This window comes from Streptomyces sp. BJ20 (assembly GCF_022869105.1).
GTDB lineage: Bacteria > Actinomycetota > Actinomycetes > Streptomycetales > Streptomycetaceae > Streptomyces > Streptomyces griseoincarnatus.
Window position 1 is genome coordinate 3,433,120 of record NZ_CP094918.1, and the last position, 25,975, is coordinate 3,459,094.

The 25,975-nt window shown below is 71.4% G+C and carries 26 protein-coding genes and 2 pseudogenes; 10 read left to right on the forward strand and 18 right to left on the reverse strand.

The features are described 5' to 3' along the window. Nucleotides 1–39: 39 nt before the first annotated feature. Genes MTR79_RS15575 through MTR79_RS15600 form a run of 6 tightly spaced genes read right to left on the reverse strand, consistent with a single transcriptional unit; the run spans nt 40 to nt 5,971 of the window. Complete coding sequence (locus tag MTR79_RS15575) at nt 40–882, reverse strand: class II fructose-bisphosphate aldolase (RefSeq protein WP_086701107.1); 843 nt, start codon at nt 880–882, stop codon at nt 40–42. Then, nucleotides 863–1,798: a 1-phosphofructokinase family hexose kinase gene (locus MTR79_RS15580; protein ID WP_244790710.1), complete on the reverse strand. Its 936-nt coding sequence runs from the start codon at nt 1,796–1,798 to the stop codon at nt 863–865. Before MTR79_RS15580 ends, MTR79_RS15575 begins: the two co-directional genes overlap by 20 nt. Nucleotides 1,799–1,837: 39 nt before the next feature. Further along, nucleotides 1,838–2,788 (reverse strand): sugar isomerase, encoded by a 951-nt coding sequence (locus MTR79_RS15585; RefSeq protein ID WP_086701114.1) that lies wholly within the window; start codon nt 2,786–2,788, stop codon nt 1,838–1,840. Between the two features lie 53 nt (nt 2,789–2,841). After that, nucleotides 2,842–3,744 (reverse strand): carbohydrate ABC transporter permease, encoded by a 903-nt coding sequence (locus MTR79_RS15590; protein ID WP_189364385.1) that lies wholly within the window; start codon nt 3,742–3,744, stop codon nt 2,842–2,844. Continuing rightward, nucleotides 3,744–4,679 (reverse strand): sugar ABC transporter permease, encoded by a 936-nt coding sequence (locus MTR79_RS15595; RefSeq protein ID WP_244790712.1) that lies wholly within the window; start codon nt 4,677–4,679, stop codon nt 3,744–3,746. The genes MTR79_RS15590 and MTR79_RS15595 overlap by 1 nt, the downstream gene beginning before the upstream one ends. 35 nt (nt 4,680–4,714) lie before the next feature. After that, nucleotides 4,715–5,971, reverse strand: coding sequence for an extracellular solute-binding protein (locus MTR79_RS15600; RefSeq protein ID WP_244793180.1), 1,257 nt, complete (start codon nt 5,969–5,971; stop codon nt 4,715–4,717). Nucleotides 5,972–6,274: 303 nt separating this feature from the next. On the opposite strand from MTR79_RS15600, the gene MTR79_RS15605 reads away from it, so the two are divergent. After that, nucleotides 6,275–7,087, forward strand: a complete 813-nt coding sequence (locus tag MTR79_RS15605; RefSeq protein ID WP_048459903.1) for a DeoR/GlpR family DNA-binding transcription regulator — start codon at nt 6,275–6,277, stop codon at nt 7,085–7,087. Between the two features lie 12 nt (nt 7,088–7,099). Here the strand turns inward: MTR79_RS15605 and MTR79_RS15610 are convergent, their stop codons facing one another. From MTR79_RS15610 to MTR79_RS15620, 3 genes are all read right to left on the reverse strand, one after another. Continuing rightward, nucleotides 7,100–8,116 carry an NEW3 domain-containing protein gene (locus MTR79_RS15610; protein ID WP_244790714.1) on the reverse strand — a complete coding sequence of 339 codons (1,017 nt, stop codon included), beginning with the start codon at nt 8,114–8,116 and terminating at the stop codon, nt 7,100–7,102. A gap of 37 nt (nt 8,117–8,153) precedes the next feature. Then, entirely contained in the window at nt 8,154–9,611 is a 1,458-nt protein-coding gene (locus tag MTR79_RS15615; protein WP_244790716.1) for a Gfo/Idh/MocA family oxidoreductase, read from the reverse strand. Between the two features lie 162 nt (nt 9,612–9,773). After that, a complete protein-coding gene (locus MTR79_RS15620; protein WP_244790717.1) occupies nt 9,774–10,715 on the reverse strand; it encodes an AraC family transcriptional regulator in 942 nt (313 codons plus the stop codon). 86 nt (nt 10,716–10,801) lie between these two features. On the opposite strand from MTR79_RS15620, the gene MTR79_RS15625 reads away from it, so the two are divergent. After that, nucleotides 10,802–11,803 (forward strand): SDR family NAD(P)-dependent oxidoreductase, encoded by a 1,002-nt coding sequence (locus MTR79_RS15625; protein ID WP_244790719.1) that lies wholly within the window; start codon nt 10,802–10,804, stop codon nt 11,801–11,803. A gap of 4 nt (nt 11,804–11,807) precedes the next feature. On the opposite strand, the gene MTR79_RS15630 is transcribed toward MTR79_RS15625, so the two are convergent. The 4 genes from MTR79_RS15630 to MTR79_RS15650 all read right to left on the reverse strand — a co-directional run bounded on the left by MTR79_RS15630 (nt 11,808) and on the right by MTR79_RS15650 (nt 15,986). Beyond that, nucleotides 11,808–12,401 carry a dienelactone hydrolase family protein gene (locus MTR79_RS15630; protein ID WP_244790721.1) on the reverse strand — a complete coding sequence of 198 codons (594 nt, stop codon included), beginning with the start codon at nt 12,399–12,401 and terminating at the stop codon, nt 11,808–11,810. Between the two features lie 202 nt (nt 12,402–12,603). Further along, the gene (locus tag MTR79_RS15635; RefSeq protein ID WP_189364379.1) at nt 12,604–13,473 is read right to left on the reverse strand and encodes an AraC family transcriptional regulator; all 870 of its coding nucleotides are present in this window, start codon (nt 13,471–13,473) and stop codon (nt 12,604–12,606) included. Between the two features lie 368 nt (nt 13,474–13,841). Next, nucleotides 13,842–15,359, reverse strand: coding sequence for a DUF4246 domain-containing protein (locus MTR79_RS15645; protein WP_244790724.1), 1,518 nt, complete (start codon nt 15,357–15,359; stop codon nt 13,842–13,844). A 39-nt stretch (nt 15,360–15,398) separates the two neighbouring features. Further along, nucleotides 15,399–15,986 (reverse strand): GNAT family N-acetyltransferase, encoded by a 588-nt coding sequence (locus MTR79_RS15650; RefSeq protein WP_086704177.1) that lies wholly within the window; start codon nt 15,984–15,986, stop codon nt 15,399–15,401. A gap of 240 nt (nt 15,987–16,226) precedes the next feature. Here MTR79_RS15650 and MTR79_RS15655 point away from each other — a divergent pair, with 240 nt between their 5' ends. From MTR79_RS15655 to MTR79_RS15680, 6 genes are all read left to right on the forward strand, one after another. After that, a complete protein-coding gene (locus MTR79_RS15655) occupies nt 16,227–16,529 on the forward strand; it encodes a hypothetical protein (protein ID WP_244790726.1) in 303 nt (100 codons plus the stop codon). A gap of 86 nt (nt 16,530–16,615) precedes the next feature. Then, nucleotides 16,616–17,113, forward strand: coding sequence for a hypothetical protein (locus tag MTR79_RS15660; RefSeq protein ID WP_244790728.1), 498 nt, complete (start codon nt 16,616–16,618; stop codon nt 17,111–17,113). A 58-nt stretch (nt 17,114–17,171) separates the two neighbouring features. Continuing rightward, complete coding sequence (locus MTR79_RS15665) at nt 17,172–17,570, forward strand: DUF6223 family protein (protein ID WP_244790730.1); 399 nt, start codon at nt 17,172–17,174, stop codon at nt 17,568–17,570. 104 nt (nt 17,571–17,674) lie between these two features. Beyond that, nucleotides 17,675–18,097: a DUF6153 family protein gene (locus MTR79_RS15670; RefSeq protein ID WP_086704173.1), complete on the forward strand. Its 423-nt coding sequence runs from the start codon at nt 17,675–17,677 to the stop codon at nt 18,095–18,097. A gap of 97 nt (nt 18,098–18,194) precedes the next feature. Further along, entirely contained in the window at nt 18,195–18,851 is a 657-nt protein-coding gene (locus tag MTR79_RS15675) for a DUF305 domain-containing protein (protein ID WP_244790732.1), read from the forward strand. Nucleotides 18,852–19,069: 218 nt separating this feature from the next. Further along, nucleotides 19,070–19,831, forward strand: a complete 762-nt coding sequence (locus MTR79_RS15680) for an isocitrate lyase/phosphoenolpyruvate mutase family protein (RefSeq protein ID WP_244790734.1) — start codon at nt 19,070–19,072, stop codon at nt 19,829–19,831. Between the two features lie 147 nt (nt 19,832–19,978). On the opposite strand, the gene MTR79_RS15685 is transcribed toward MTR79_RS15680, so the two are convergent. Further along, entirely contained in the window at nt 19,979–20,740 is a 762-nt protein-coding gene (locus MTR79_RS15685; RefSeq protein WP_244790736.1) for a DeoR/GlpR family DNA-binding transcription regulator, read from the reverse strand. Between the two features lie 90 nt (nt 20,741–20,830). On the opposite strand from MTR79_RS15685, the gene MTR79_RS15690 reads away from it, so the two are divergent. After that, nucleotides 20,831–22,072 carry an MFS transporter gene (locus MTR79_RS15690; protein WP_244790738.1) on the forward strand — a complete coding sequence of 414 codons (1,242 nt, stop codon included), beginning with the start codon at nt 20,831–20,833 and terminating at the stop codon, nt 22,070–22,072. A gap of 218 nt (nt 22,073–22,290) precedes the next feature. On the opposite strand, the pseudogene MTR79_RS15695 reads toward MTR79_RS15690, so the two are convergent. Beyond that, nucleotides 22,291–22,425, reverse strand: a pseudogene (locus MTR79_RS15695) (RNA polymerase subunit sigma-24); the annotation flags it as partial. On the opposite strand from MTR79_RS15695, the pseudogene MTR79_RS15700 reads away from it, so the two are divergent. Then, a pseudogene (locus MTR79_RS15700) lies at nt 22,426–22,700 on the forward strand (transposase); the annotation flags it as partial. A 433-nt stretch (nt 22,701–23,133) separates the two neighbouring features. Here the strand turns inward: MTR79_RS15700 and MTR79_RS15705 are convergent. From MTR79_RS15705 to MTR79_RS15715, 3 genes are read right to left on the reverse strand one after another with little or no spacing between them, the layout of a single operon-like run. After that, entirely contained in the window at nt 23,134–24,156 is a 1,023-nt protein-coding gene (locus MTR79_RS15705; RefSeq protein ID WP_244790740.1) for an aldehyde reductase, read from the reverse strand. Between the two features lie 10 nt (nt 24,157–24,166). After that, the gene (locus MTR79_RS15710; RefSeq protein ID WP_244790742.1) at nt 24,167–24,883 is read right to left on the reverse strand and encodes a DUF998 domain-containing protein; all 717 of its coding nucleotides are present in this window, start codon (nt 24,881–24,883) and stop codon (nt 24,167–24,169) included. Further along, on the reverse strand, nt 24,880–25,929 hold the full coding sequence (locus MTR79_RS15715) for an aldo/keto reductase (RefSeq protein ID WP_244790756.1): 1,050 nt from the start codon (nt 25,927–25,929) through the stop codon (nt 24,880–24,882). The genes MTR79_RS15710 and MTR79_RS15715 overlap by 4 nt, the downstream gene beginning before the upstream one ends. Nucleotides 25,930–25,975: the final 46 nt, after the last annotated feature.

A 25,975-nucleotide genomic window follows, 5' to 3' on the forward strand; every position in this document is an offset into this window, starting at 1 on the left:
CCGTCCGGGACCGGCGCGACTCCTTGTCACCCTCCCGGCTCAGCCGCGCCCGCCGTGCAGCACCCCCAGCAGATGCGCCACCGCGTCCGCGACGGCGTCCCGGGCCGGTCCGAGGTACGTGCGCGGATCCACCGCCGACGGGTGTGCCTCCAAGTACGTCCGCGCGGCCCGCGTGAACTGCTTGTTCAGGTACGTGGAGACGTTCACCTTCGTCATCCCGGCCGCCACCGCCCGCGCCAGTTCCGCGTCCGCCACCCCCGACGAGCCGTGCAGCACCAGCGGCACGCCGACCGCGTCACGCAGCGCCGAGATGAGGGCGAAGTCCAGCACGGCGTCCCGGGTGGTCATGGCGTGCGAGCTGCCCACCGCCACGGCCAGCGCGTCGACCCCGGTGGCGGCGACGAAGTCCCGCGCCTCCGCCGGGTCGGTCCGCACCCCGGGCGCGTGCGCCCCGTCCTTCCCGCCCACCTCGCCGAGCTCGGCCTCCACCCACACGTCCCGGGCGTGGCAGTACGCGGCGATCTCCCGCGTCTCGCGCAGGTTCTCCTTGTAGGGGAGCGTGGAGGCGTCGAACATCACGGACGAGAAGCCGAGCCGGGCGGCCTCGTGCACGAGGTCCACCGACTCGGCGTGGTCGAGGTGCACGGCGACGGGGACGAGCGCGGCGCGTGCCACGGCGAGGGCCGCCAGTCCGATCGGTTCCAGACCGCCGTGGTAGCGGGCGGTGTTCTCACTGATCTGCAGGATCACCGGACGGCCCGCGGCCTCCGCACCGGCGACGATCGCCTCGGCGTGTTCGAGCTGCACCACGTTGAACGCCCCCGCGCCGGCGCCGGCGCGGGCGGCGGGGCCGACGATCTCGTCAGTGGGGCTGAGGGGCATGGAGGTCCTCCACGGTCACGGTGGTCCGGAAGCGTTCGTAGGTGGCGGCGTCGACGTCACCGGCCACGGGACAGGCGACGGCGGCGGCCGAGAGGGCGACGGCGTCGCTCAGGACGTCGCCCCAGTGCGCGCCGTCGGCGAGCCCCGCCGCGAGGGCGGCGACACAGGCGTCGCCCGCCCCGGTGGGGTTGCCGGCCAGCCGCTCGGGCGGCACGGCACGCCGGCGGCCTCCGGGCGTGACGGCGAGGAGACCGCCGGGGCCTGAGGACACCACGACGGACCGGGCGCCGAGGCCTCGCAGCCGCTCCGCGCCCGCCGCGGCGTCCTCGCACCCGGTGGCCGACGCGAGTTCGGCCGCGTTGGGCTTCACGACGTCGGGCCGTGCGCCCAGCGCGTCGAGCAGCGGGGCGCCGCTGGTGTCCAGCACCGTCGGCACCCCCGTCTCCGCGGCCCGGGCGACGAGTTGGGCGTACGCGTCGGACGGCAGCCCTGGCGGCAGGCTCCCGCAGAGCGCGACCACCGACGCCTCGCGCACCAGCTCCGCGAAGCGGCCGGCGAACGCCCGCCACTCCGACGGACTCACCTGCGGCCCCCGCTCGTTGAAGACGGTGGCGTCGCCGTCGTCACCGGACACGACGGTCACGGTCCGCCGCGACTCGCCGGAGACCGGGACGAGTGCGTCACGCAGCCCGCGAACGGCGCGCAGGTCCTCGCGCACCAGCGCGCCGGTGGGGCCGCCGACGAGACCGGTCACGGTGACGGCCCGCCCCCGCCCGGCCAGCACCCGGGCCACGTTGACGCCCTTGCCTCCGGCCCTCCGGTGGACGGCCCCGACCCGGTGCGAGGCGCGCGGGCGCAGGCTGTCGACGCCGTACGTGACGTCGAGGGCGGCGTTGAGCGTGACGGTGAGGATCACGGCCGCCGCCCTTCCGCCCGGGAACCGGAGCCTGCGACCTCAGACATGACCGTCCTGGAGGACGACGGACCGCGTGAGGTTGCGGGGCCGGTCCGGGTCGTTGCCGCGCGCCTCCGCGCAGGCCACCGCCAGCCGCTGGGCGCGGACCAGGTCGGCGAGCGGATCCAGTCCGCCGGCCAGGCCTGCGGACTCCGCGACCAGGGTGCCGCCGACGCGGGCGACGTCGTCCGCCAGCCCTTCAGGAAGCCGACCGAACGCCCACGTCACACGCCCGGGACCGGTGATGCTGATGGGCCCGTGGCGGTACTCCATCGCCGGGTACGCCTCCGTCCAGGCGCCCGCCGCCTCCCGCATCTTCAGCGCCGCCTCCAGCGCGAGCCCGCATGTCCAGCCCGTGCCGAGGAACGTGAACTGCTCCGCGCCCAGCACCGCCCTGTCGAGGGGCTCGCGCACCGCCCGTTCGGCGTCCTCGACGGCCGTGTCCAGCGGCAGGACTCCGGCGGGCAGGGCGTTCTCCGCCTCCAGGTGGGCGCGCAGGAGTGCCAGGTTGGCGGTGGCGAAGCGGGTCTGCACGACCGACTCCTCGTCCGCGAAGTCCAGGACGGCGACGGCGTCGGCGGCCTGCATGACGGGCGTGTCCGGGTCGGCGGTGACGGCGCCCGTCGCCACGCTCCCCTTGAGCCGGTTCAGCAGGCCGAGCACCTCGGTGGTGGTGCCCGACCGGGTGATGGCGAGCACCCGGTCGTAGTGCCGGCCGACGGGGAACTCCGAGGCGGCGAAGGCGTCGGTCTCCCCGTGGCCGCCGGTCTCGCGGAGCACGGCGTACGACTGGGCCATGAACCATGAGGTGCCGCAGCCGACGACGGCGACGCGCTCGCCCCGCCTCGGCAGGGCCGCCGTCTGACGCGGCAGGGACGCGGCGGCCTGGCGCCACACGGCGGGCTGGGAGGCGATCTCGGCCGAGGTGCGGGACGAACTGATGTAGGACAAGGCGATGTGCTCCTTCAGCAACGGGGGAGGGGGGATACGGCGCGGCCGGCCGGTCACTTCACCGAGCCGGCGGTCAGCCCGGACACCACATGGCGTTCGATGAAGGCGAAGAGCACCACGACGGGCACGATCGCGATCACCGACGCGGCGAACAGGTAGTTCCACTGGACGGTGTAGTTGCCGATGAAGCTGTTGATGCCGACCGTCAGGGGCTGGCTCTCCGGGACGGTGGACAGGGTCAGTCCCATGACGAACTCGTTCCACGCGGCGATGAAGGTGAAGATGACCGCGGTGACGACGCCGGGCATGGCCAGCGGCAGCGTCACCCGGAGCAGCGCGCCGCCCCTGCCGAGGCCGTCGATCATCGCTGCCTCCTCCAACTGCACCGGTATGGCGGAGAAATAGGCGGTGAGGATCCAGATCGCGAACGCCAGGTTGAACGCGGCGTTGCACAGCACCAGGGTCCACACCGAGTTGAGCATGCCCAGTTGGTAGAACTCGCGGTAGAGGCCCACCAGCAGTGACGTCGGCTGGAACATCTGGGTGACCAGCACCAGCAGCAGGAACACCTTGCGCCCGCGGTACTTGACGCGGGCCGTGTAGTAGGCGGCCGGGATCGCGACGAGCAGCACCAGCAGCGTGGAGCCGCCGGCCACGAGGAGGGTGACGCGCAGATTGCTGCCGAGGTTCGACTCCCGCCACACGTCGACGAAGTTGGACCAGGCGAAGTGGTCCGGCAGATAGGTGGCGTCGCGCAGCTCGGAGGCGGGCCGCAGCGCCGTGATCACCATCTGCAGGTACGGCAGCAGGAACACGGCGGCGATCAGCCAGGCGACGGCGGCCACGACCACCGTGCGGGGCCGCAGCGTGCGCCGGGGGCGTACAGGACGGCCACTGCCGTCCGTCGGGGCGGATCTGTGGGTGCCGACGGCGGCGGGGATCGTCTGCTGGGCCATCACGCCTCCTCCTGGTTCCAGCGGCTGACCTTGAGGAAGGCGGCCACCATCACGACGACCAGGGCGAAGTTGACGACCGACATGGCCGCGGACTCCCCGATGTCGGAGCTCTTGAGCTGGTACATGAACACCGTGGTGGTCGCCGTGTCGCTGTCCGGGCCGCCGCGGGTCATGCCCCAGATCACGGGGAACGAGTTGAAGACGTTGATCAGGTTGATGACCACGCCGACCAGGAACGCCGGCCGCAGCAGCGGCAGCGTGATCCGGCGGTACGCCTGCCACACGCCGGCCCCGTCCACCCGCGCTGCCTCGTACACCTCGCCGGGCACGGTCTGCAGCCCCGCGAGCAGCGTGTACGTGGTGAACGGCAGGGAGACGAAGACCGCGACGAACATCATCCAGGGCCAGGCGGTCGACGGGTCACCCAGCCAGTCCTTGGGGGAGTCGACGACGCCGAGGTCGGTCATCACCGTGTTCAGCACGCCGGCGGTCCGGTCGAGCATCCACTTGAAGCCGATGGCGGTCATCAGCACGGACGCCGCCCACGGGGCGATGAGCGCCCACCGGGTCAGCCGGCGCCCCGGAAACCGCTGGTCGAACAGTTGGGCGAGGCCCAGGGAGATCACCATGGTCAGCGCGACCACGCCGACGGTCCACACCACGGTGGCGGTGACGACGGAGCCGAGGTCCGGCTCGTCGAACAGCTGCCGGTACTTGTCCAGGCCCGCCCAGCCCCGGACGAAGCCGCTGACGCTGATCTTCAGGAACGACGTGCGGACCATCTCGTAGACCGGCCACAGCACGACGACCACGATGAGCAGGACGGCGGGGCCGATCCAGGGCAGTGGCCCCAGCCGGCCGAGGCCGGAGCGGCGCCCGCCGCTCCGGCCCGAGCGGGGCGGCCTGCGGCCGCCGGAGGTGACATTGCTGGACACGGGGAGCGCCTTCCGTGTGTCGGTGCCGTGCGGAACTACTGGTTCGCCGCGATCTGTTCGGCCTTCTTCTGCAGATCGCCGAGCACCTTGGCCGGGTCCTCCCCGACGGCCGTGCCGCCGCTCTTCTTGATCTCCGCGGAGACGGCGTCCCAGCTGGTGTCGCCCAGGGGGTAGAAGGACGCCTTCGGCAGCAGCTCGAAGAACGGCTCGAGGTCCTTGTGCTTGCCGTTCGAGGTCATCTCCGTCAGCGTGTCCTCGGTGACGGGCATCAGGTTGTACATCTCGTCGAACTTCAGCGTGTTCTCCTTGGAGTACGCGAAGTCGAGGAACTTCTTGATCTCCTCCTGGTGACCGCTGTCCTTGAACGCCATCACCCAGTCGGCCACGCCGAGCGTGGAGTCGAGCGCGCCGTCCTTGCCGGGGATGGGTGCCACGCCGTAGTCGACGCCGCCGTCCTTCGACATCTGGATCAGCGACGGGTGGCCGTTGAGCATGCCCGCCTTGCCCGCGGCGAAGTCGGCGAACGCCGTCCTGCGGTCGGTGGCGGCGGGGTTGCTGTAGGTCAGGCCCGGTTCGACGAGGTTGGCGCGCAGCCACTGGAACGTCTCGACGTTGGCCTCGCTGTCGAGGGTGTACTTCCCGTCGCCGCCGGTGTAGCCGCCGCCGTTGCCGAGCTCCCAGATCAGCGTCTCGCCCTGCGCCTCCTCGGGGCCGAGCGGCAGCGCGTAGGGGATGACGTCCGGGTGCTTCTTCTTGACGGCCTCGGCGGCCGCCTTGAGGTCCGCCCAGCTCTTCGGCGGTTCGGTGACGCCGGCGTCGGCGAGGAGCTTCTTGTTGTAGAACAGGGCGCGGGCGGAGGAGACGAAGGGGATGCCGTACTGCACGCCGTCCACCTCGCCCGCCTTCGCGAACGTGTCGACGAGGTTGTCCTGGGTGGCCGGGGACAGCACCTCCTCGGCCGTGTGGAGGAGGTCGTCGGCGACCTTGTCGGCGTAGCCGCCGGTCTGCAGGACGTCCGGCACGTTGCCGCTCTGGATCATCGTCTTGACCTGCGTGTCGATGTCGTTCCAGTTGACGACCTGCACGTCGACCCTGATGTCCGGGTTGGCGGCCTCGAAGCGCTTCGCCACGTCTTCCCAGTAGACGGTGGAGCTGTTGGACGCCTTGTCGCCGTAGTCGGCCGCGACGAGCTTCAGGGTCACCGATCCGTCCGCGGACTCCCCGGCGCCACCGCCGCCGCACGCGGTCAGGACCAGGGCGCCGGCCGCGCAGGCCGCCGAGAGGACGAGCATTCTCTTCTTCACTGCCGTCTACCGCCTTGTCTCCATAAAACAATGCGTGAACATGCTCAATCTGTGAGCCTTGCGAGCAGTAATGAGCATCTGTCGTGTCGGGAAGTATTCAGGTGACCTGCAGGTCGGGTCCATACGCCGTTATGCGACTGTTGCCAAAAACGAGCGCTTTGACGGAACTGATGTGCGCTGAGTGACGATGTTCCGAGCAGAATCACGCACGGTGCTGCTCCGGGGCACCGCAGCCCGGCGCGTCCCTTACCGTGTCCGGAGCGCAGTACCGAGGCCGAGGGAGTCCGACACATGTCCAAGCACGATCGCTGGAGCAAGCTGCTGGAACTGCTGGCCGGCGAGGGCAGGATCGAGGTCGACGACGCGGCCGCCGCACTCGACGTCTCCCCGGCCACCATCCGACGCGACCTCGACGAACTCGCCGAGCAGCAGATGCTCGTCCGTACCCGCGGCGGCGCCATCGCGCACGGCGTCTCCTACGAACTGCCCCTGCGCTACAAGTCCTCCCGGCACGCCCCGGAGAAACAGCGCATCGCCACCGCCGTCGCCGGGATGATCGCCGACGGTGACGTGGTGGGCCTCAACGGCGGCACCACCACCACCGAGGTGGCCCGCGCCCTCGCCCTCAGGGCGGGCGGCAGCCGAGAGGGGCGGGGGCGCCGCGAGCCGGCCGAGACGTCGGCGCCCGCCTTCACGGTCGTCACCAACGCCCTCAACATCGCCGGCGAGCTCGCGGTACGCCCCCAGGTGAAGATCGTGGTCACCGGCGGAGTCGCCCGCCCCCAGACGTACGAGCTCGTCGGACCGCTCACCGTGGGCGTCCTCAACGAGGTCGTCCTCGACGTGGCGGTCCTCGGGGTCGACGGCGTGGACCCGCAGCTGGGGCTGATGACCCACCAGGAGGACGAGGCCAGTGTCAGCCGCCTCTTCGCCGAACGGGCGCGCCGCGTCATCGTGGTCACCGACTCCTCCAAGATGGGCCGGCGCGCCTTCGCCCGTATCTGCGGCCTGGACCGCGTCGACGTGCTGGTGACCGACTCCGGCCTGCCCGCCGACACGGCCGCCCGCCTCACCGACGCGGGCATCAAGGTCCACGCCGTCTGACGGTCCCGCGTCCTACGGAGCGACGGCCATCGCGAACACGTGGACGTTCCCGTTGGACGGCAGCACCACGAACGCCACCTGCTTCGACGCGTCCAGCGGCACCGAGTGGGCGAAGATCCGGTAGGCGATCCCCGCGTTGCCGTACCCGTCCGGCCGGTTGCGGCCGTCGGCGGACGCCACCAGCGTGGCGCCGTGCAGGTCGGCCGGATCGAACGACCAGTTGGGGAAGCCGAACTGGCCGCGGCTGCTGGTGCCGTCGGTGTAGTGGACGGTGGCCGTGCCGGTGGCCGCGCTGCCGACGCCCGACCCGAGGAACACCAGCCTGCTGCCCTGGCCGCTCAGGGTGATCGCCTGACCGGCGGACGAGACGTTGCCCGGGGTGCCCGGTTCCGCGTCGGGCCAGGTGAGTTCGGCGCCCAGGGCGCGGACGGTGGCTCCCGGCGTCAGTCCGGCGGCGGCGAGCTTCTGCGCGGAGAAGCTGTTGCCGTCCCCGTCGTAGTCGCCGGGCGCCGTGTCGCTCTCGTCGGTGACGCCGACGTTGTCGTAGGCGGCGGCGAGATCGGGCAGCGGACTGCCGACGACCTCGGTACGGGTGCCGGCCGCCGCACCGGCCCCGTCACCACCGCTGTACGTCGCCGTGGCGGTGAACGTCCGCAGCGCGAACCCCGGCCGCTTCTCCGGCACCCGTATCCGGAACTCGGCCCGGGCGGAGTCGCCCACGCCGAGCGAACCGGACACGGCGGCCACGGACGGCTGCACCGCCCAGCCGACGGGCCCGGCGAACGCCACCTTCAGCGACCGCATCCGCTGCGGCCCGGCGTTCTTCACGCGCACGGTCACGGTCGAGATCGCCGGCCCGTCCAGGCCGACGGGCGAGACGGTCACCTCCGTCCGCGCGGCCGCCGGGTCCGCCTGAGGCTCGGCGGCGGAGGCGGCGGGCGCGGCGACGAGCCCCAGCGAGGCTGCGACGGCCAGCGCTCTCACCGCTCGCAACGGTCCGAGGGGTCTGAGCCATCGGGAAACGCTCATACGTCCTGCTCCTTCGGTCGACGGTCCAGAACGCCGCTCACGCGACGGGAGGCATGTCCGACTCACGGGAGTCCAGACCCATGCGGAGGTTGACCCAGGAACCGCGGGTGAAGTCCGGGTACGCCACAGGACGCCCGCCCGCCGCGAGGGACTTGACGCTCAGCGGCACCGGCGCGCACCACGCGGCGGAGTCGTACACGTCGATGTCCGGCACCAGACCGGCCCGCATCGCCTGCACGGTGCGCCACTGGAGGATGTAGTCCATGCCACCGTGGCCGCCGTTGTTCTCCGCGTCGTCGCCGATCTTCTTCCACAGCCAGTGGTCGAACTCCTTGCGGTAGGAGTCGAAGTCGCGCCAGGAGTGCCCGCCGTGGTCCGGTTCGACGTAGATCCGGCCGCCGGTCGCCGACGTGCCCGCGTAGTCCTCGAAGATCCCGCGGCTGCCCGCGAGACTGTTGATCCTGCTGTACGGCCGGGGCGAACTCACGTCGTGCTCCGCCCGGATGACCCGCCCCATGGCGGTGTCGATCAGACAGGTGACGAGGTCGCCGTTGACGTAGGTCTCCTTCCACGAGGGATGGGACCGGTCGATGAAACGCTCCCGGTAGTCGGCGAGCCCTTTCGGCTCGGTGGCCGTCGCCCGCAGCACGGTCATGCGGTCGCCGCGGTTGATGTCCATCGCGGCGGCGATCGGCGCCAGCCCGTGCATCGGGTAGAACGACGCGGTGCTGCGCGTGTGCCACAGCCGCCGCCAGGAATCCGTGTAGTACGTGTCGGAGAACAACAGCTCCCGCAGGTCGTGCAGATAGCCGCCGTGGCCGTTGGTGACGTCGCCGAACAGCCCGTCGTGCGCCATCTTCAGCATGGCCAGCTCGTTACGGCCGTAGGAGCAGTTCTCCGACAGCATCAGATGCCGGCGGGTCCGTTCGGAGGTGTCGACGAGGTCCCACAGCTCGTTCAGCTCGGTGGCGACGGGCAGTTCGACGATCGCGTGCTTGCCGGCCTCCAGGGCGGCCTTGCCCTGCCGGTGGTGGAACTCCCAGGGCGTGGCGATGTACACGAGGTCGATGTCGTCCCGCTTCAGCATCCGCGCGTAGGCGTCCGCGGAGCCGCCGTACTCGGCGGGACGCGGTCTGCCCCGGGCGACGAGCCGGTTCGCCACGGAGGTCGCGCGGTCGGCGCGGATGTCGCAGACGGCGGTCACCCGGCACCCGGGGACGGCCGCCCAGCCCTCGGCCATGCCGGACCCACGGTTCCCGAGACCGATGAGGCCCACGCGGACGGTCCCGTGGACGTCGAACGGCACGTCGATCATCGAGCGCTGACCGCGACGGCGCGGGGGAGTGTGCACCGGCAGCGGCGCGTCGCCACCGCCGGCTGCGGCAGCCGCGGTGGCCGGAGCCGCCTGCGCCGCACCGACACCGGCGGCCGCCGCACCGGTGGCCAGCGCACCTCCCAGGAGCAATCGGCGTGAGACAGCGGGGAGTTCGGGCATGAGTGAACGCTCCTTCGATCCGACGACCGGGCATCACTGGCGGCATCGACTCTGGCCGGAGCGACGTAGGCATGTCAATAGATGCTCGAAGAGTCGCCACTTCGAGCAGGAACACGCAAACGGTCTGGCGTGGACCGGTCCGCTCCGCCGCGCTCGCCCGGCTCAGGACGGTGACGCCACCGAGGGTGACGCCTGCCGTGCGGGACGCCTCCGGTAGTCGCCGGGAGTCACGCCCACGACGCGCTTGAAGGCGACACTGAGGGCGCTCTCGGACCCGTATCCCACCGACCGGGCGATGACGGCGAGCGTCGCGCTCCCCTCACGCAACTGACGCGCCGCCAGCTCGATACGCCAGTGGGTGAGGTACTCCAACGGCCCCTGCCCGACAGCCGCCTTGAAACGGGCGGCCAGCGTGGATCGGGACACCGCGGCCTCCCGCGCCAGCTCCGCGACGGTCCAGGGCCGCGCCGGGTCCCGGTGCAGCGCGGTCAGCGCGGCGGCGGCCACCGGGTCCGACAGCCCTGCCAGCCATCCCGAGGCGGTGTGCGGGTCACGCGCGAGGTGCAGCCGCAGCACATGGACCAGCATGACGACGGCGAGGTGCTCGGCGACCAGGGAGGCGGCCGGCTCCCCGCGGGTCAGCTCCTGGTCGATCAGGTCGAGCGCCGAGCGCACCGTCTCCGCGTGCGGGCTGCCGGCCGGGACGTGGACGACCGGGGGCAGCCGGTCCAGCAGCAGTTCCTGGGCACGGGCGCCGAAGGAGAACCGCCCGCCCACGAGGAACACCTCGTCGCCCGGCCCCGCCCGCGCGACGCCGCCCTCGGCCCGGGCGAACACGGGCGCCGCGGCCACCGGTGTGGTCGCGGGATCACTGCGCAGGACGAACGGCCGTGGACGCGCGAGGAGATAGCAGTCGCCCTCCGCCAGGGGGATCGGCCCGTCCACCCCGTCGACCTCCAGCAGGCAGGACCCGCGCCGGACCGCGTTGAACTTCACCCCCTGCGGCGCATCGAACCGCAGCGCCCAGCGCCCGCCCGCCACCAGGCTCGTGGACAGGTGGCTGCGCGTCTCCAGCAGGGTCAGCACGTCCTCCAGCGGATCCATGACGACCTCCCTGGATCGGACGACGGCTAAAGGAAGCGGGACGCTCAACGATAGCCCGTCCAGCCGGCCCGCCGTACCGTCGAAGCATGACGACGAACACACCGGCCTCCCGGAACCCGCGGAACACCCCCAGCCGCCCCCTCCTGACCACCCCCTTCACCGCCCGCACCGACGCACGCGAGGTGATCGAGGGCGTGGACCTCACCGGCCGCCGCGCCGTGGTCACCGGCGGCGCCTCGGGTCTCGGCGCCGAGACCGTACGGGCACTGGCCGAGGCCGGCGCCGAGGTCACCGTCGCCACACGCCGACCCGGGACCGCCGCACCGCTCCTGCGTGAGCTGGCCGCCGTCGACGGCGCCGGTCCCGTGCACACCGCGCCCCTCGACCTCTCCGACCTCGCCTCGGTCGACGCCTTCGTGCGCGGCTGGCGCGGCCCGCTCGACATCCTTGTCGCCAACGCCGGAATCATGGCTCTGCCCGAGCGCACCCTCACCCCGCAGGGCTGGGAGATGCAACTCGCCACCAACCACCTGGGGCACTTCGCCCTGGCCACCGGGCTGCACCCGTATCTGCGCGAGGCGGGCACCGCACGCATCGTGGTCGTCAGCTCGGGCGCTCACCTGAACGCACCCTTCGACTTCGACGACCCCCACTTCGAGCGGCGCCCGTACGACCCCTGGGCCGCGTACGGGCAGTCGAAGTCCGCCGGTGTCCTCCTCACGGTCGGAGCCCGCCGCTGGGCCGCCGACGGCATCACGGCGAACGCGCTGAACCCCGGCTACGTCCTCACCAATCTGCAGCGGCACCTGGACGACGACACGATGCGCGCGTTCGGCGTGATGGACGACGAGGGCAACGTGACACCGCTGCCGTACTACAAGACGCCCGCGCAGGGAGCGGCCACCTCGGTCCTGCTGGCCGCATCGCCCCTCCTGGAGGGGGTGACGGGCCGCTACTTCGAGGACAACCAGGAAGCGCCGACCGTCACGGACGAGAACCCGACGGGCGGCGTCGCCGCCCACGCCGTCGACCCGGGAGCGGCGGACCGCCTCTGGGAGTGCGCGGCCAAGACCCTCCGCACCCCCTGACCGCTCAGCGCGGGTTACGGCCGTCCCCGTCGAGCGCGCCGAGGAACTCGACCGCCCGCCGTGTCATGAGCTCCGCGGCGTCCGGGTCGTACGAGGGCAGCGAGGAGTCCGCGAACAGATGCCGGTCCCCGGGGTACAGGAACAGCTCGGCGTCGGAGGACTCCGCGACCAGCGCGCGGGCGGCCTCGGCGTCCTCAGCGAAGAAGGGATCGTGCTCCATCGCGTGCACCTGCACCGGCACACCCGCCGGCCAGGTCGCACCGAACTCGGACACCGGGATGCAGGCGTGCATCAGCAGTGCGCCCCGCGCCCCGTCCCGGGTCTGCGCCAGTTCCTGCGCGGGCACCACCCCCAGCGAGAAGCCGACGTGGACGACCTCGCGGGGGAGCTCTGCGGCCGCACGCACGCCACGCGCGCCGACCTCCCCGAACCCGACCTGCCGCACGTACGCCGTTCCCTCCTCCAGCGAGTCGAAGGTGCGCCCCTCGAACAGGTCGGGCATGTGGACGGTGTGGCCCGCGGCGCGGAGTTCGTCGGCGAAGGCGACCACCCCGGAGGTCAGCCCTTGTACGTGGTGGAACAGTACGACCTCTGCCATGCCGGGACCCCTCGTCTGTGAGCGCTTGCCGCGCCCGACGGTGATATGAGCCTCCAGGCTATTCGAATAAGAATCGAACAGCGCCCGCTTTCGCGAGGTTGCCGCGGACGGGAGGCGGCAACCTTCGCGAAGCGGCACCGACTCGGCGCACGGCCGCCGGGGCAGGGGGATCGGTTCCCCCGCCGGGCCGGGTACGAGGGCGTCACGCGGACTCGACGGGCATCCACAGCTCGCAGGTCGCGGTGCTGAAGTCGTCGGCCCGCTCGAGGATCGCGACGATCGAGGGCCCCGGCCGCAGCCGCCACGGGTTGGACGGGAACCACTCGGTCGCGGTCGCCGCCCAGGCTGTCTGGAGGGCCTCGGGGTGCGGCCCGCTGGTACGGAACACCGCCCACATGCCCGCCGGCACCTCGATGACGTCGAGCCCGTCCGGCACCGGCGTGCCACCGCCGACGGCGACCCCGTGCAGGTAGGTCAGCTCGGTGCCCTCCCGCCCGTCCGGGTCGGCGTCGTCGGTGACCTGGAGAAGACCGGCCGGCTCGGCGTCGCCGAGAGCCTTCAGACGCCGGTGCTCCTCCGGGGGGATGGCGGTGATGTGCTGCTGGATGTGCGGGTTGATCCCGTGGTGGATGAGCGGAACCCGGGTGGAGTGTCCGACCAGGCGGAACGGGGGGCGGTCGACGAGGCGGGTGTCCATGGGGGTACTCCCTTCGACGGTCAGGCGGAACCTGAGCTGCGGTTGTGTACGCAAGGGGCCTCCGTCGCGGCGCACCTCCGCGGGACCGGCACCGTGAACCGCCCGGAACGCACGCCCGAACGCCTCCCGCGAGCCGTATCCGTGCCGGACGGCGATCTCCAGCAGGTCCTCCTCGCCCCGGACGACGTCACCGGCGGCGACGGTCATCCGCCGCCTGCGCACGTACTCCGACAGCGGCATGCCGGCCAGCGACGAGAACATCCGGCGCAGGTGGTACTCGGTGGTCCCGAGCCCCGCGGCCAGCCCGTCGAGGTCGAGCTCCTCGGTGAGGTGCTCCTCGACGAGATCGACGAGCTGGTTGAGTGCCGAGATCATGAGGCCTCCTTTCGCCTTCAACCCTGGCAGCGGCCCCCTGACCGGGGCCCGACCGCAGCGAACCGATCCGATCACCTACGACCGGGCCCGGTCCGTTCCCGCGCCGCGTCTACCTGTGATCGCGTCCACCGGTGGTCGCGACGTGGGACCAGCCGCCGAGGACCGCCTGCCACGGATCGGCCCCGGCGACAGCCCGCGCCCGGGCCTCCTCCGCTCGGCGGTCCACCACGGCCTTCCACAGCGCCGTCACGACATGCGACCCCCTCGACCTCGTGACTCACTTCGGCGTGCCCACGCCGGCACAGGGGACCGACAGTCGGCCGGTGCCCGGCAGAGCGATTGCACCTGCCGGGCACCGCGGCAGCGACTCAGTGCTCGCAGAGCGAGAACTCCCGCTCGTACATCTGCTCGTTGTGCTCGTCGACGAAGAACTTCCGTTCCTTCATCAGCTCCTCGCGGTAGGCCTTGGCCTGCTCGAGCGTCATGGTCGACGTCTCGGCCCACGGCTGCTGCGGCGGCACGTCGGACGTGGAGACGATCGTGTGCGACGGGTCGACCAGGAAGAACGCGAGGATCTTGCGATGCCCCGGCCGCGTGGGGTCCTGGAGACGGAACGGGCTGACCCGGTGCTGCAGGACGTTCGGGAAGGCGAGGCAGCGCCCCTCCGGAGTGGCCGCCGACCCGAGCAGCTGGTTGAGGGCGCCCTCGTTCTCCAGGCCGTAGACCTCTCGCAGGCCGTTGTGGTCGTCCTGCGCGTACTCGGGATCGTCGAGCGCCGTCCGGAAACCGAGCCGGCTCTCGGTGATGTTCTCGCTGTCCCAGTAGTAGAGACCGGTGGAGACGATCCGCTCGTTGAGCATCCCCTCGACGTGCCAGGACCCGCCCGCGTACTCGGGGTTGTCCGGTGTGAGGTGGATGGTGGCGAGCTTGACGATCACCTGCAGCTTGCGCCCGCGCAGGCTCACCCGGTCGGAGTCCTCGGGCACCTGGGGCGGGGTGAACTCCGGGGCGTCGGGAAGGACGGGCCGGCGGTTGTCGTACCACGCCTCCTCCGCCTCCTCCCACGCCTCGTAAGCCTTCTGGTACGACTCCTCGTCGTCGAAGTCGTCCTCCTCCGGCTCCGGGACCTCGTACTCGTCGGACTCGTACCACCCATAGGGGTCGACGGATATGCGCAGCGGACGCGGGTGACGCAGATCGGTGAGGACGTTCTCCCACAACGGGAGCATGCGGGTGAACAGCTCCGGCAGCACGGCGACGAGGTCACGGTGCTCGTCGGGGTGCACGTTGTTCACATACGAGCGGAAGCTCGCCCGACCGTCGGCGTCCACGTCGACATCCGTGGGGAGCCACTGGAACTTCTCCGAGAACTCGTGCCGCGCATAGCGGTCCGTCGGGTTCTCCCAGGCCCGCTCGGGCGCCCCGCTCACACCCCGCACGAGACAGAACAGCGAGGGATGCACGAGGTCCAGCACCTGGCCGCCGGACCCGGGATGCCAGTCCCACTCCTCCTCGGGCACCTCCTCCAGCACCCGCACCGCCTCCCGCAACCGCGCCCGAAGGCCGTCGTCGACGAGCGTGTCGGACTGCCACACCCCGTCCACGGCCGACACCTCGGCCCCGGTCCCCTGGTCCCGCAGCGCCGCGTAGTGTGCGAGCTCGTCGAGCACGTACCGCACCTGCGCCTCGGTCAGCCCCTGCGCGGCCGCCTCCTCGGCCCACCGCGCGACGATGCCGGCATCGCGCAACTTCTCGAACCAGCGGGCTTTCGCCCGCAGTTGCGCGCTGCACTGCATCATCTCGATCTCCCGCAGCGTCCGAGGCGTGGCGAACATCGAGAAGCGGCTTGCCACGAACGGCAACGGAAAAGCGGTCAGCCCAGTCAATTCTCTTGACCCTCCCAGTCGGTACGAGCGCCGGGAACACTACGGCAGCTGACTGACAGCGCCCCCGCCAGCTCCCTCCACCGGGCGCCACTCACGCCGGAGCAGGCCGTAGACCCAGGAGTCGGAGACGTCGCCGTCGACGACGCAGTCCTCACGGAGGGTGCCCTCGCGGACGAAGCCGAGCTTCTCCAGCACCCGCGCCGACGCCCCGTTCCGTGTGTCGACGTCGGCCCGGACACGGTTGAGGTCGAGCGTCTCGAACCCCCATCGCAGGAGGCCCCGCACCGTCTCCGTGGCATACCCGCGACCCCAGACCTCACGGTCGAAGACGTAACACAGCACCGCGCTACGGAAGTCCGGGTTCCACTCGATGAGGCCGCACCAGCCGACGAAGGCGCCGTCGGAGTCCCGCTCGACGGCCAGCCGCGCTCCCGTGCCCTCCTCCTCGATCCGGCGGCAGGTCGCGAGGAAGCGCTGCGCGCGGGCCGGCTCGGTCCACGGAGGGGAGTCCCAGTAGCGCAGCACCTGAGGGTCGCTGTGCAGGGCGTAGAGCGGCGCCGCGTCGTCGTCGGCGAACGGCCGTAGTCTCAGGCGGGCGGTGTGCAGTTCGGGGGTCGGCAGGCTCATGTGGATCATCCTGCCGCCTCCCCCTCGACGCCGACCAGCGGTTTACGCGGGCGGGGGCGCGCGCCGAGGTAGGGGCGCCAACGGTGGCCGTCCGCAGCGTACGAACCCCTACTCCGACACGGCCAGTTGGCGGAGAACCAGGGCGGTCTCAGTCGCCACACCCCGGTTGGTGACGTGCTGCGACCACGCGCCTTGTTCCGCCGGTGATGCACAACGCGATTCGTGGGTACACGGGGGCGCATGGCACCGATGAAGAGTGAACGTAGTCAGCTGAAGCGGGCTGTGCGCCAGCTTCGCCGCATCCGCTCCTTCTACGCCGCGGCGATGGTGCTGTGGGCGGGGTCCGCCGCGTTGACCAGCTGGCAGGCAGCGGGAAGCCGACAGCTGATGGTCTGCGTCGTGCTCTTGGCCGTGTTCGCCGCGCTGTTCGTCATGGCGAGCGTCGCCCTCCGCCGCCTCGGGGTGCCGGCGACCGCCGCGCGGGTGCAGCGCCATGCCACCACGTCCACGGTGTCGAACGCCGGTGGCCGAGCCGCTGTTTGAGAGCCTTCACGCCTGCAACCGGTGCTCACCGACAGCCGCGGCCCACCGTGTGCCGTGAGTTCAGCGACCGTGAGATCGTCTCAGGGATGGATGTCTCGCCGTTCAACCCCGCTGTCGTCAAAGCCACGTTCAGCGATGTGAAGTGGATGCACGTATCACGGCCCGTCGTCCGGGTTGCAGCGTCGGTCACGCGGACACTGCTGACGGGAATCATCCAGGGTGCGAAGACAGCGGCGGCCGAAGAGCGGTGCACCGTGCTCCAGCCCCGGCTTCTCGTCACGGCGGTCGACAGGAACGTCGAAGTGGATCTAGCCGACGAGTGGTACGACCACAGCCCGGCATTCCGCGCCCTGACCGGCGACGCGAAGGGTGCCGCCGTGCGGTCCGGTGGGGGTGGCAGGGCACGCAGACGAACGCCGAGTGCGATGGCAGGCGCGCACAGGTTCGAGCCTGCGGTGAGGCGGCCGGCCGCCGCCTGTCGGGCGGGAAGCGGATCGCCCATGACGAGCAGCCCGTGCCCCGTCCGCACCGTGAAATACCCGCATCTGCTGGACGACCGGCCGGAGGTCCGACGGGCATCCTGACGCAGAGACACCGGACGTCGGTGTCGGCGACGGCGAAGGAAGGAGGAGGGGGAGCGGTATGAGCGCTCCAGCAGCACTGTTGGCGGCCGAGGAGGGCGGGATCATCGGTGACGGGAGGACGGGGGCCGATTTGGCGCTGGTGGCCGGCGCGCTCGGAGTGGCCCTCGTCCGGCTGGCCACGAGCCGCGCCGGCCGCCGCGTCAACAGCGTCACCCCGCGCACGGCCTGGCTGGCGGCCATGGTGACGGGAGCGGTCGGGACGGTTCTCGCGGTGCTGCACGCAGTTACCACCGACGGCGGTCCCGGTACGGGCAACGGCCTCGTCGGCGCTGTCGTGGCCGTGCCGCTGGGACTGGGCGCCGTACTTCTCGGCCCGCCGGGTTCCGACCCGCGCCGCCGCGCGGACCGCCCCGCCCGAAGGATGACCGTCCACGGGAGCAGCACCTGCGCGGCGTGAGGCGCCGCATCGGACGGCCGGCGACGTGACACCTGCGGGTGAGCCCGTGCACCCCTGGCGGGCCTCCGGCCTCACTCGCCGCACACCCCACTAGGATGGGGCCCGTGACTGTGAGCAGCCGTTCCGGCAGCCGCCCGGCAGGGCGGCTGTTCGTGCTGCTGATCCTGGCGGTGCTGGCCGGTGTGCTGGGCATGCACGGCCTTGCCCCGGGCGGGATGCCGACGCCGCACCGGACAGCGGCCGTCCATGAGATGGCGCCGATGGCGGCGATGGAGCCGGCAGCGGCGGACGGAGTACCGCACGCGGACGGGGAATGCGCTCACACGGACGGACCGCCGGGCCACCTCGATCACGCCGACGGCACCTGCGCTGCCGCCGGCACGGCTACGGCTTACACGCCGCCGGCGCTGGCCGGCACGGTGCTCGACGCGCCCGCCACGCCGTCCCCCACCCCGGCGGTCACCGGCTCACCCCATGACGGACGGGCCCCGCCCGACCTGTCCGAACTGCAACTCCTCCGGATATAGAGCCGCCCGCCCGGCACCCCGGGTGCCGAGCTCACGCACGCTCTCACATCCGTACCACCGCACGCCCCGACCGGCGTGCGTGAAGGAGTTGCACCACATGAACCGCAAGCGTTCACTCGTCCGCCGTACCGCCGTGGTCGCCGCCTCCGGGGTGGCGGCACTTGCCCTGGCCGCCTGCGGCGGCAGCGGCGACGACACCGGCTCGGCCGGACACGGCGGCCACCAGGCCACCGACTCCGCCGCACCCTCGGCGCCGGCCTCCCAGGGGCAGCACAACGCGGCCGACGTGACCTTCGCCAAGGGGATGATCCCCCACCACCGCCAGGCCGTGGAGATGGCCGACCTCGCACCCGACCGGGCTCGGTCGGCCGAGGTGAAGAAGCTCGCAGCCGAGATCAAGAAGGCGCAGGCGCCGGAGATCGAGAAGCTGTCGGGCTGGCTGACCTCGTGGGGTGAGACGGTGCCCGCCGAGGGCGCCATGGACCACTCCATGCACGGCGGCGTGGACGGCACGGGAAGCATGGACGGCATGATGAGCGCCGAGGAGATGACGGCGCTCGAGAACGCCTCGGGCCGGGCGTTCGACACCGCCTTCATGGAGATGATGATCAAGCACCACGAGGGTGCGGTCGAGATGGCGAAGACCGAACAGTCCGAAGGTGCCCACACCCCGGCCCGGAAGATGGCCGTGGACATCATCGCCTCACAGAGCGCGGAGATCGAGCAGATGAGGAAGCTGCTCGGCAAGAAGTGACGCGCGGCGCTTGAGCGCGCGGGGGGCGGGCACAGCCGGTGCCCGCCCCCTCCGCAGTGACCACGTCCCCCGCACCCGGCGATGATTACTCACCGTCCGAGGTGCCGTCGACCACAGGCTTCGGACTGCTTCCAACCGGTGTGTCCCCAAGACATGATGCCGCCGAACAATGCCTGTCCCGGCGATGTCCACGGCGCTCCCGGGGTAGCGTCCCAGGCATGACTCACGACATCACCGTCGAGCGCGCTCGACGCCTCAAGCAGCTGCACGCCCAGCACAAGCCGCTCGTGCTGCCGACCGTCTGGGACGTCTGGTCCGCACGGACAGCCGTCGCCGCAGGGTTCCCGGCGCTCACGATCGGCAGCCACCCCCTCGCCGACTCCCGAGGGGCCGGGGACAACGAGGGGCAGACCTTCGAGGAGGTGATGGCCGCCGTCAGGCCGATCGTCGCGGCGGTCGAGGTACCCGTGTCCGTCGACCTGGAGGCCGGGTACGGGCAGAAGCCTTCCGACCTCATCGCCGGACTCATCGAGGTCGGCGGCGTCGGCCTCAACATCGAGGACACCCTCCACTCGGAGGGTGGCCGCCTTCGCGACACGCAGGAACACGCGGAATACGTCGCCGGCCTGCGCGCAGCCGCCGACGACGCCGGCGTCCCGGTCTGGGTGAACGGGCGCACCGACCTCTTCGCGCACGCGGAAGACGCTTCCGCCGTCCGCGACGAGGCGATCGAGCGACTGCGCGCCCTGGTGGAGGCCGGCGCCGACAGCGTCTACCCGGTGGGCATCCAGGACGACGACGACCTGCTCACGGCGGTGACCGGCGCGGTCACCGTCCCCGTGAACTCCACGGCCCACCCCGTCACACACGACCTCGACCGTTTCCGCCGCCTCGGCGTGGGCCGGATCACTTATGGTCCGTTGTTGCAGTTCGCCCTGACGGACACCATGAAGGACATGCTCAAGCCGTGGTCGTCGTGAGTAGCTGACCGGGCCCTTCGACGCGGGTGTGGGTCGGCTTGGCGCCTGGAGCCCATGAGTTCATGGAGGCGGGTGGCGTCCGGGGCCGCCCCGACCCGGTGGGCGAGCTCGGCGCTCGCTCGTTCCTCGCCTGGTGGCCGGGGGCGGTCAGACGGTGGTGACGGTGGTGCCGGCGTTCTCCAATGCGGTGATTTCGCCGGTGGGTGCGGTGGTGTCGGTGACGAGGGTGTCCAGGCGGGTTGCGGGGGCGACGTGGGCGAAGGCGGTGCGGCCGAGTTTGCTGCCGTCGGTGGCTACGAGGGTGCGGCGGGCGGAGGTGATGCTCGCCTTCTTGACCGCGGCGTCGTCCAGGTCGTAGGCGGTCAGGCCGTCGGCGGCGGTGAGACCGCAGCAGCCCATGACGGCGGTGTCGAAGCGCAGGGCGGCGAGGGAAGCGAGGGTGAGGGGGCCGGTGAGGGCTCCTTCGGCGGCGCGGGGCCGGCCGCCGGGCACGACGAGGGCGGCGGGGCGGGGCGTGGCGCCGAACAGCTGGATGGCCTGGAGAGACAGAGGCATCACGGTGACGGGTCTCTCGCGCAGAAGGCGGGCGACTTCCAGACAGGTCGTTCCGCTGTCGAGGACCACGCTCTCGCCGTCGGCGATGAGGGCGCAGACCTGGGCGGCGATGCGGCGTTTGATGTCGACCGCTTCGTGGGCGCGCAGGGCGAAGGGGGGTTCCTCGCCTCTGAGGAGCAGGCTGCGTGCTCCGCCCCGGACGCGTTCGAGGACGCCTTGGGCGGCCAGGGTGTCGAGGTCGCGCCGGATGGTCATGTCCGACGCCCCGGTCAGCTCGGCGAGCTGCTGGACCGTGGCCTCGCCGGCGTCTGTGACGGCCTTCGCGATCAGGGCGTGCCGGTCTGCGTTGCTCATGCCGGAATTGAACACCACCCGACTATGAACACTCAAGCTGTTCGTTGATCAGGGTTCCGCACAGTCTGACTGTTCGTTACGGTGGGCGGCATGGAACGTTCGCTTCTCGGCGCCCGCGTGGCGACGTATGTCTATTTCGTCCTGTGCGGCACGTTGATGGGCGCGTGGGTGGTGCACATCCCGGCTGCCGAGGAGCGGGTGGGCATCAGTCACGCGACGCTGGGCGGCCTGCTGGTGCTGCTGGGACTCGGCGCGTTCGCCGGGATGCAGGTGGCGGGACCGCTGACCGACCGTCTGGGCGCGCGGGTGGTGGTTCCGGCGACCGCGGTGCTGTGCGGCGCCTCGCTGGTGCTGCCGGGTCTCGCCGGCGATCCGTGGTCGCTGGCGGGCGCCCTGCTGGTCTTCGGCGCCTGCAACGGAGCCTTGGACGTGAGCATGAACGCCCACGCGGTGCATGTGGAGAAGGCGTACGGCCGGCCCGTGATGTCGGGCTTCCACGCCACGTTCTCCGTCGGCGGGGTCCTCGCGGCGCTGGTGGCGGCGGGGGCGACGAGCGCGGGTGTGGGTCCGGTCGCCATGATGGCCGCGATCGGAGGCGTGAGCATCGTGATCGCCCTGGCCTCGGTCCCCGCGCTGATGCCCGCCGCTTCCGTCGCCCCGGCCGATGAAGGGAGCGGCGACGACGAGGAGTTCGACGCGTCGGGCGACGCGACGGGCGCATCACGCGCCTCGGCCGTGCGGCGCGGCACGACGCGGCGTGTCTGGCTGCTCGCCGTCCTGGCGCTGATGGTCATGCTGTGCGAGGGCGCGGCCAACGACTGGAGCGCCCTGCACCTGCGGGACGTCCTCGGCGCCTCCACCAGTACCGCCGCGTTCGCCTACGGCACGTTCGCGGCGGCGATGACCACCGGCCGTCTGCTGGCGGACCGTCTTGTCGCCCGGTTCGGGTCGATGGCGGTGCTGCGTCACGGCGCTGCCACGGCCGCGGCCGGTATCACGCTGGTGGCGCTGGGGCCGTGGATGTGGGCCGCGTTCGCCGGGTGGGCGCTGTTCGGGCTGGGTCTGGCCGGTGCTGTCCCGCAGCTGCTCAGCGCGGCCGGGCACGCCGACCCGGCGGCCGCGGGCGCGAACGTGTCCCGTGTCGCGGGGCTCGGCTACGTCGGCATGCTCGCCGGCCCTGCCGTCATCGGCTGGCTGACGCACCTCGTCGACCTGAACCACGCTTTCGTCCTGCTGACCCTGCTGTGTGTGACCACCGTTGTGGGCGCCGGTGTTCTGCGGGCGGAGCCCGACCCCGCGCCGCGCGGCGAGACGGTGGGTGTCGGCCACTGACCGCTTGTGCGGCACGGCCTGACCCCGTGCCGCACAAGCCCCTGTCGCGGGCAGGCGTGCGAAAAGCGTGTCGCCGTCCGCCCGATCGGCGCGGAAGGCGTGTCGCCGTCCGCCCGCTCACCCCTGGACCGGTCGGCCGGCCACGGCCTGTCCGGTCGGCTCCCGTCGTAGCTGCCCGCGCCGGCCGCGGGTGACGCTCTTGTCCACCACGTCGACGGGGCCACGATGACGACGGCCCCGTCGCGCCGGGCCACCGGCCCCGGCGCTTTGTCGACCGCGGTTTCGAGCCCCGGCGCCTTGTCAGCGACGGCGGTCCTGTACTGGGCGATGCGGGCGTCACCCTCGACCGGGCGCTGAACAAGCTGCGGTCGAAGAACCAGCTGGACTGGTCCCGGGCGGTGATCGACTCTTCCCACGTCCGGGCCGCACGCAGGGGCCCAGAAGCGGATCCAGCCCGGTCGACCGCGCACGGCCGGGCAGTAAGCACCACGTCGTCACCGACGGCCAGGGCATCCCGCTCGCGGTGTCGCTGACCGGCGGAAACCGCAACAATGTCACCCAGTTGCTGCCGCTGCTGGACAAGGTCCCGCCAGTGGCGGGAGCCGTTGGCCGGCCTCGGAGTCGGCCCGACATTCGTTAGGGCCAGTAAGCGTCTGCCCGCCGGTGAGGCGGGCGTTGCCGCTGGGAGTGACATCTGTGGTGGCGAGCGCGGCGAGCAGAGCCCGGTGGCCGTGAGAGCGATGAGCGAGCGTCGGTAGGCTACTGCGGGGGCGCGCTCGGTTGCGGCGGCATCCTTGAGCCCTGGCTGTCGTGGACGCGCCGGGCGATGTCAGCGACTCCACTGTATTCGAGACGGCTGTGCCGTCACTGGGCGCGCCGTCGCGAGCTTGTTCATCACAGGGCCGGCAGATGGGTCGACCGCCGTCCACGAGTTATCGGTCAGTTCATGGCGTCGTACCACGAGCAGGGCAGCGTCGTCGCCAATACTTCGCGGGCCCTGCTCGGGGCCGATTGCGCCGCTTCACGTCGGTACCGATCTGTGTCATGACTAGCCGATGAGGTCATGCGCCGATGCCGTGGGCGAGCAGACTTTCGGCGGTGTCCGCGACGGTGTCCTCGATGGGGCGCGCCTTCCAGCCGAGGAGCCTCTCCGCTTTCGCGCCGGACGCGGCGAGGTCGCGGCCGAGCTGGTGTCTGAGCAGGCGCAGTTCGGGGTTGACGGTGGCCAGGGCGCGGGTGAGCCAGATGGGCAGTTCGCGGGTCGGGGCCTTGGCGGCGCGTTCGCCAAGGCGGTCGCGCAGGATGCGGGCGATGTCGGCCACGCGCAGGCTGTGCCCGGCGACAGCGAGGAAGCGCTGACCGGCGGCCGAGGGGTCGGTCATGGCACGCAGGTGGAGGTCGGCGACGTCACGGACGTCGACGTAGCCCATGGCGAAGGGTGGGCTGGCGGGCATTTTTCCTTCGAGCATTCTGCGTATCAGGCGCAGGGAAGGCGGGTCGTCGGGGCCGAGGAGGGGGCCGAAGACGCCCGTGGGGTGCACGGCGGCCAGTTCCATGCCTGCCCCTTCCTCGGTGATGAACTGCCAGGCGGCGCGTTCGGCGAGAGTCTTGGAGCGTTGGTAGGGCGGTATGTCGGCATCGGTGTTGGTCCAGTCCGCCTCCGTGAACGGGGTGGAACGGCGCGGGTGTCCGATGCCGATGGCGCCGAAGGAGCTGGTCAGGACGGTGCGGCGGACGCCGGCGTCGCGGGCTGCGCGCAGGACGCGCAGGACGCCCTCTCGGGCCGGGGCGATGAGTTCGTCGTCGGTTGCCGGGGTGTGGCGCAGGGTGGGTGAGGCAACGTGGAGGACGTGGTCGCAGCCGGCGACTGCGGCGTCCCAGCCGTCGGGGTGCTGGAGGTCGGCGCGGACGACGGTGAGGCGGTCGTCGTCGAAGGTGGCGGCCTGGTGCAGCCAGGAGCGCAAGTCCGGTTCGCGTCGCAGGTCGCGGACAGTGGTGCGGACGGTGTGGCCGGCGTCGAGCAGGGCGAGAATGCACCAGCTTCCGATGAAGCCGGTTCCTCCGGTGACCAGTACCGGTGTCATGGGTGTCTCCTCAGCTGGTGGCATGGGTGGGGAGCGGAGTGGGTGTGGGCGTCGCGGGCAGGCGCCGGGCGGCAACGCTGCTGGCGAGGAGGGCGTGGCTGATCATGATCGGGTAGATGACGGCGCGTTCAAACAGGCCGATGTTCCACATCCAGCCGGTCAGCGCGTCGGCCATGAAGAGGGGGAAGGCGATCAGACCGGCGGTGCCCAGGGCGATGCTCGCGGTCGACCGGCGTCTGCTGAGGCCGATCCGGGCGCCGTTGGCTCCGGTGGCGATGGCCATGAGATTGCCGGCGACCATGACCGTCTGCGCACCGAGGGTGTGCAGGGTGATCAGGCCGTTGTCGATGTTGGCGTTGGAGCCTTGGAAGATGCCGACGAGGCCGACTCCGGCGCCGGCCAGGCCGGCGAGGATCACGATGACGGTCGGGCGGAGGCCCTTGCGCAGGTCGAACACGAGGAACGAGCCGACGGCCAGGAGAACGCCGTAGATCACCCAGCCGGTGTTCATGACGGCGCCGAGGGGTGAGTTGGCGACTTGCCCGAACGCGGTCTGGGGCGGGCCGGTCAGGCCGAGGTGGCTGACCCAGTTGTGGAAGGGCGAGTACGGCGGGTCCTGCCATGCGGCAGCGGTGACGAACTCCGCCAGCCAGGACACCAGCGGACCGAGCAGGATGAGGAGGCCTCCGGTGCGGGCGGCCGGGCCGGAGCGGACGATCGAGTTCATGACAGGGCCATTCCGGGGACGCGCCGGCGGATGGCCTCCAGCTCCGCTTCGTCGGAGACGCCCTGCCAGTCGTGGCGCGGGGTGTAGGGGGCTTCCAGGGTGCGCACCTCGGCGTCGGTGAGGTCGATGTCGAGGGAGGCCACGGCCTGGTCGATCTGGTGGATGGAGCCGGCGCCGACCAGCGGCGCGGTGACGGCCGGCTGCCGGCGCAGCCAGGCCAGCGCGATCTGGGCGCGGCTCACGCCGTGCGCGTCCGCCACCTGGCCCACCGCGTCGATGATCGCCTGGTTGGAGGCTTCCTGTGCGGGCGAGTAGAGCAGGTCGGCGTAGGCCGCGTCGGTTTCCGAGCGCTGGGTGGAGCGGGCGTCGTCCCAGGCCCGGGCCAGACGGCCGCGGGCCAGGGGGGACCAGATGACGGTGCCGACGCCTTCGTCCAGGCACAGCGGAATCATCTCCCGTTCCTCTTCGCGGGCGAGGAGGTTGTAGTGGTTCTGCATCGACACGAAACGCGCCCAGCCGTTCTGCTTCTGCAGGTGCAGCGCCTTGGCGAACTCCCAGGCGTGCATGGAGGAGGCGCCGAGGTAGCGGACCTTGCCGGCCTGCACCAGATCGCTGAGGGCCTGGAGGGTCTCCTCCCAGGGGGTGGAGTGGTCGTTGCGGTGGATCTGGTAGAGGTCGATGTAGTCCGTGCCGAGGCGGCGCAGGGAATGGTCGACCTCGGTCATGATCGCCTTGCGTGACAGTCCGCGTCCGTTCGGGCCCGGGCGCATCGGGTGGCGCAGTTTCGTGGCGATGACCACGGCGTCGCGGTCGGCGTAGTCCTTCAGCGCCCGGCCGAGGATCTCCTCGCTGGAGCCGTTGGAGTACAGGTTCGCGGTGTCGAAGAAGTTGATGCCCATCTCGAGGGCGTGCTTGATGAGCGGGCGGGCCTCCTCCTCGCTCTTCGACCAGACGGGGTGTCCGCGGTCGGGTTCGCCGTAGGTCATGGCGCCGATGGCGATCGGTGACACGTCCAGGCCGGTGGTGCCGAGCTTGATGTAGCGCATGGTGCCCCTCTAAAGTAAGTGGAGAGCTCTCCGAATAACGTAGTGG

Coding starts and splice junctions, on each gene's coding strand:
- MTR79_RS15625 (WP_244790719.1), top strand. CDS start 10,802: ATGACGACGAACACACCGGCCTCCCGGAACCCGCGGAACACCCCCAGC.
- MTR79_RS15650 (WP_086704177.1), bottom strand. CDS start 15,986: ATGAGCCTGCCGACCCCCGAACTGCACACCGCCCGCCTGAGACTACGG.
- MTR79_RS15690 (WP_244790738.1), top strand. CDS start 20,831: ATGGAACGTTCGCTTCTCGGCGCCCGCGTGGCGACGTATGTCTATTTC.
- MTR79_RS15635 (WP_189364379.1), bottom strand. CDS start 13,473: ATGATCTCGGCACTCAACCAGCTCGTCGATCTCGTCGAGGAGCACCTC.
- MTR79_RS15615 (WP_244790716.1), bottom strand. CDS start 9,611: ATGCCCGAACTCCCCGCTGTCTCACGCCGATTGCTCCTGGGAGGTGCG.
- MTR79_RS15715 (WP_244790756.1), bottom strand. CDS start 25,929: ATGCGCTACATCAAGCTCGGCACCACCGGCCTGGACGTGTCACCGATC.
- MTR79_RS15660 (WP_244790728.1), top strand. CDS start 16,616: ATGGATGTCTCGCCGTTCAACCCCGCTGTCGTCAAAGCCACGTTCAGC.
- MTR79_RS15710 (WP_244790742.1), bottom strand. CDS start 24,883: ATGAACTCGATCGTCCGCTCCGGCCCGGCCGCCCGCACCGGAGGCCTC.
- MTR79_RS15630 (WP_244790721.1), bottom strand. CDS start 12,401: ATGGCAGAGGTCGTACTGTTCCACCACGTACAAGGGCTGACCTCCGGG.
- MTR79_RS15600 (WP_244793180.1), bottom strand. CDS start 5,971: ATGCTCGTCCTCTCGGCGGCCTGCGCGGCCGGCGCCCTGGTCCTGACC.
- MTR79_RS15685 (WP_244790736.1), bottom strand. CDS start 20,740: ATGAGCAACGCAGACCGGCACGCCCTGATCGCGAAGGCCGTCACAGAC.
- MTR79_RS15655 (WP_244790726.1), top strand. CDS start 16,227: ATGGCACCGATGAAGAGTGAACGTAGTCAGCTGAAGCGGGCTGTGCGC.
- MTR79_RS15620 (WP_244790717.1), bottom strand. CDS start 10,715: ATGGATCCGCTGGAGGACGTGCTGACCCTGCTGGAGACGCGCAGCCAC.
- MTR79_RS15575 (WP_086701107.1), bottom strand. CDS start 882: ATGCCCCTCAGCCCCACTGACGAGATCGTCGGCCCCGCCGCCCGCGCC.
- MTR79_RS15610 (WP_244790714.1), bottom strand. CDS start 8,116: ATGAGCGTTTCCCGATGGCTCAGACCCCTCGGACCGTTGCGAGCGGTG.
- MTR79_RS15590 (WP_189364385.1), bottom strand. CDS start 3,744: ATGGCCCAGCAGACGATCCCCGCCGCCGTCGGCACCCACAGATCCGCC.
- MTR79_RS15605 (WP_048459903.1), top strand. CDS start 6,275: ATGTCCAAGCACGATCGCTGGAGCAAGCTGCTGGAACTGCTGGCCGGC.
- MTR79_RS15665 (WP_244790730.1), top strand. CDS start 17,172: ATGAGCGCTCCAGCAGCACTGTTGGCGGCCGAGGAGGGCGGGATCATC.
- MTR79_RS15680 (WP_244790734.1), top strand. CDS start 19,070: ATGACTCACGACATCACCGTCGAGCGCGCTCGACGCCTCAAGCAGCTG.
- MTR79_RS15675 (WP_244790732.1), top strand. CDS start 18,195: ATGAACCGCAAGCGTTCACTCGTCCGCCGTACCGCCGTGGTCGCCGCC.
- MTR79_RS15705 (WP_244790740.1), bottom strand. CDS start 24,156: ATGACACCGGTACTGGTCACCGGAGGAACCGGCTTCATCGGAAGCTGG.